At 40.0% G+C, this 2,668-nt stretch carries 7 protein-coding genes and 1 pseudogene; 6 read left to right on the plus strand and 2 right to left on the minus strand.

Going from position 1 to position 2,668, the window contains the following annotated elements:
• A partial coding sequence (psb34, locus tag ACE1B6_RS00285) for a photosystem II assembly protein Psb34 (protein ID WP_413255236.1) occupies positions 1-112 on the minus strand: 112 nt, incomplete at its 3' end.
• A 134-nt stretch (positions 113-246) separates the two neighbouring features.
• On the opposite strand from psb34, the gene ACE1B6_RS00290 reads away from it, so the two are divergent.
• The 3 genes from ACE1B6_RS00290 to ACE1B6_RS00300 all read left to right on the plus strand — a co-directional run bounded on the left by ACE1B6_RS00290 (position 247) and on the right by ACE1B6_RS00300 (position 1,214).
• Complete coding sequence (locus ACE1B6_RS00290) at positions 247-486, plus strand: hypothetical protein (RefSeq protein WP_413255230.1); 240 nt, start codon at positions 247-249, stop codon at positions 484-486.
• Positions 487-532: 46 nt separating this feature from the next.
• Positions 533-943, plus strand: coding sequence for a GFA family protein (locus tag ACE1B6_RS00295; protein WP_413255231.1), 411 nt, complete (start codon positions 533-535; stop codon positions 941-943).
• A gap of 106 nt (positions 944-1,049) precedes the next feature.
• On the plus strand, positions 1,050-1,214 hold the full coding sequence (locus ACE1B6_RS00300; RefSeq protein ID WP_413255232.1) for a hypothetical protein: 165 nt from the start codon (positions 1,050-1,052) through the stop codon (positions 1,212-1,214).
• 17 nt (positions 1,215-1,231) lie between these two features.
• On the opposite strand, the gene ACE1B6_RS00305 is transcribed toward ACE1B6_RS00300, so the two are convergent.
• Positions 1,232-1,849 carry a Uma2 family endonuclease gene (locus tag ACE1B6_RS00305; protein WP_413255233.1) on the minus strand — a complete coding sequence of 206 codons (618 nt, stop codon included), beginning with the start codon at positions 1,847-1,849 and terminating at the stop codon, positions 1,232-1,234.
• Between the two features lie 213 nt (positions 1,850-2,062).
• On the opposite strand from ACE1B6_RS00305, the gene ACE1B6_RS00310 reads away from it, so the two are divergent.
• From ACE1B6_RS00310 to ACE1B6_RS00320, 3 genes and pseudogenes are all read left to right on the plus strand, one after another.
• Positions 2,063-2,269 (plus strand): hypothetical protein, encoded by a 207-nt coding sequence (locus tag ACE1B6_RS00310; protein WP_413255234.1) that lies wholly within the window; start codon positions 2,063-2,065, stop codon positions 2,267-2,269.
• A pseudogene (locus tag ACE1B6_RS00315) lies at positions 2,230-2,382 on the plus strand (IS607 family transposase); the annotation flags it as partial. The gene ACE1B6_RS00310 and the pseudogene ACE1B6_RS00315, both read left to right, overlap by 40 nt.
• On the plus strand, positions 2,366-2,668 hold a 303-nt coding region (locus ACE1B6_RS00320), incomplete at its 3' end, for a helix-turn-helix domain-containing protein (RefSeq protein WP_413255235.1). The pseudogene ACE1B6_RS00315 and the gene ACE1B6_RS00320, both read left to right, overlap by 17 nt.

Below are 2,668 nucleotides of genomic sequence, written 5' to 3' on the forward strand. Positions count from 1 at the left end.
CACCTTGAAACAGATAACGCTGTTGCTGTTCTTGTGAAGGGTACTCAGCAAAGTAAACCGGGGGTTCTACAGCGTAGTTGTTCAAAATGCCTTCTTCGTTGGTGGTGTACATTTGTTTCTCTCTCTCTCGTTTGTTTCCTTATGTAAATAAATGTAACGTTTTATTTACAAGATGTCAACAAATTCAATGAGTTATGGTATGAGTCTTGCTGGCTATAGTGATAAGCGTGTGCTATCACCGGAGAAATGGGATCTGCTTGTGCCATGCTGCGCGATCGCAGATGCTCATTTGACTGGATGAAAAAGTTTATCAATGATGTAGGGTATTACCTATGTGCAGAGCTTCAAGATTTGGGAATACCTACATTGTGGTTAAATCAGAAACATTACAAACCCCAGTCAATGGTTATTCCTGGGAATGTTGTGAGTGCGATCGATCGCTCTACTGATTTGTTTTTAATGATGAAAAGCTGGCAACAGAAATGAGTTTTATAATCAGACTAACGATCGCTTGATAGTGAGGAGATGAGAAATGGAAGGGAAGTGTCTTTGCGGTGCAATCACCGTCCGAACCCCAGACAAAAAGAGCATCGATGCCTGTCATTGCGGGATGTGTCGGCGATGGGGCGGCGGGCCAGCATTAGGTATAGCTTGCGGTTCGGATGTACAAATAGAGGGTGTAGACAAACTAAAAGTGTATCAGTCCTCCGAATGGGCGCAAAGAGCTTTTTGTGGTGAATGCGGTACGCATATTTTCTACAAGTTGTTGCCGACCAATGAATATTTTGTCCCAGCAGGTCTGTTTCAGAATGGAATTGAGTTTGAGTTCAAGGAGCAAATCTTTATCGATCGGAAACCTAGTTACTATGAGTTTGCGAATCAAACTCTAAATCTGACAGAAGCAGAAGTATTTGCTAAATTTGCGCCTAGTGAGGAAAATTAAGACACAGCACATCACAACTTCAAAGGTAAACCACCTAAATCACATTTACTAGCACACACAGACTATAACCCAGAAGATGAGGAACAAAAACACGCTCTTAAAACTTATGAAGCTAAACACAACAGAAGCACCAAATCTAAATCAAAACTCTTATCCAATTAGAGAATTAGACCTCAAAAGATTTTCTCTAAACCAAATGGAATATTTACAACTATACTGGTTAGTTGTGAGAGCATTACGCTTATGTGACCAAAGATCGGTACAACTTTAAAACTTTAAGAAAATTGCTCATTGACCTGCTCGAAAAATCTGTGATGCAGTCAAATTTAACTCTGGAAAAGTAAGAGATTCAACCCGTTCATTGTCCCGAAACTGACGTACTTGATACTCTCCTTCAACAAGTTGATAGACAGAAAGGGTAGGTCGTTTAGGATTACCGATGAAGCGTCTTCCTCCTAATCCCAAATAATCAACAATCCAATATTCCGAAATACCTAAAGCTTCATATTCTTCTAACTTTAAAGCATAATCATCACTCCAATTAGTAGAAACCACTTCCACTACCAAACGGACAGAAATTCCTTGAGTAATGATTGATTCTTTTTCCCATCGTGGACTGTCTGCAATTGTACGCTCATCAAGTACAATAACATCCGGTTCATATCCAGACTCATCGCGGATAGATTTAATCACGCATTCTTTAGGAATAAAGTAAGGAAGTTTCAGGCGATCGATTTCAATCCCTGCTTTCACTGTAATAAAACCAGCTACCCGCGAATGTTTCCCTGTAGGTTTAGGCATCTCAACGATTTCCCCGCTGCGTAGTTCGTAGTGGCATCCCGACCCTTCTGGATACCAAGCAATAAATTCGTCAAATGTAACTGGTTTGGGTATTGCTTGAATCATAATACTCTGTTTCATTGTCGCTAACGACCCACAGTTAGTAGCTTTTTATTTATTATTAAGTTATCATAACTACTCTAAAAGAACCAATTTATTTAAGGGAACTTCGTTATTATTGAATATCGCCTGAGTTATCTCATTGAAAACACTGAAGATGGCATAGTACTTGGTATCCTTGACAAGTTAATATACTTTAGCTTTGTGAGCAATTGAAAAGTGTTTGAATTTCCCCTCTCCCAAACCTGCGAATATCTTGCCTATCGTGAGCAAATAGTCGATGCTCTGTGTGATTTGCCCCAAGGTAAGGCGTTATCTGAGACACTGATTGCAGGTCGGGACTTTCTTCACTTGATCCATCCCGATCGGGTGGCAGGTGTCACCAAAATTCAGGTACAGAAGATGCTAGTTATGAGGAGGATTTAGCCAAAGATGTCCTAGAAATCATTACTGTGTTCTCTGCCAGACTGTACGGCAGTCGCAGTCATAAAAATAAAAAAGTTGTAGAGGAGTTAAGAGAAATTGCTCAAAAGCTTTAAGACAAGACTAAATCTAAACAATCAACAACGCACTTTAGTAGCAAAACACGCTGGAGTAGCTAGACACGCTTGGAATTGGGGATTAGAAATTTGCTTGGACGCTTTGGCTAACAATCTAAAACTGCCAACAGCTATTGACTTACATAAAAGGTTGGTAGCCGAAGTGAAATCAGTAAATCCTTGGTACTACGAAGTATCCAAATGCGCTCCTCAAGAAGCATTGCGACATCTTCAAAAAGCGTTTCAAAGTAGTTTCACAATTCTAGGAAGAGGTAAACCAAAGTTC

Origin of the sequence: Floridaenema fluviatile BLCC-F154 (assembly GCF_041929135.1) — a bacterium.
Classification (GTDB): Bacteria; Cyanobacteriota; Cyanobacteriia; order Cyanobacteriales; family Aerosakkonemataceae; genus Floridanema; species Floridanema fluviatile.